At 47.7% G+C, this 480-nt stretch carries 1 protein-coding gene; it reads left to right on the forward strand.

Annotation, left to right across the window (positions count from 1 at the left end):
• Window positions 1-61 precede the first annotated feature (61 nt).
• A partial coding sequence (locus tag WKI47_RS04200; RefSeq protein ID WP_340225918.1) for a helix-turn-helix domain-containing protein occupies window positions 62-480 on the forward strand: 419 nt, incomplete at its 3' end.

Genomic DNA, 480 nt, shown 5'->3' on the forward strand with positions numbered 1-480 from the left:
AATTAACGGTAACGGTTTTACGCACCGATATATCATCTAAAACTGATTTGAGGAGCTAACCATGCCTAAAAAATGGATTGTCGAGTTGAGCCAAAAGGAACGCATCGAATTGGAACAACTCATTCAAAAAGGGAAAGTTGCGGGCTACAAAATCAGACAGGCTCACATGTTGCTGCAAGCAGATGAAGGGGAATTCGGTCCCTCGTGGTCGGATATCCAAATTGCTGAAGCGTATCGCACGTGCGAAAGCACCGTTCGAAATCTGCGAAAGCGATTGGTCGAAAAAGGCTTTGAATCCGCGTTAGAGCGCGAAAAACAAACCAATCGTAAGATCAAATTCGATGGAGAAACCGAAGCCAAGCTGGTGGCTCTGGCTTGCAGTGAACCGCCAGAGGGCTACAGCAAGTGGTCTGTTCGGCTGCTTGCGAATCGGATGGTTCAACTCGACATGGTGGATGAGATTTCGCCGATGAGTGTCCA

It is taken from the genome of Saccharibacillus sacchari (assembly GCF_037722395.1).
GTDB lineage: Bacteria > Bacillota > Bacilli > Paenibacillales > Paenibacillaceae > Saccharibacillus > Saccharibacillus sacchari_A.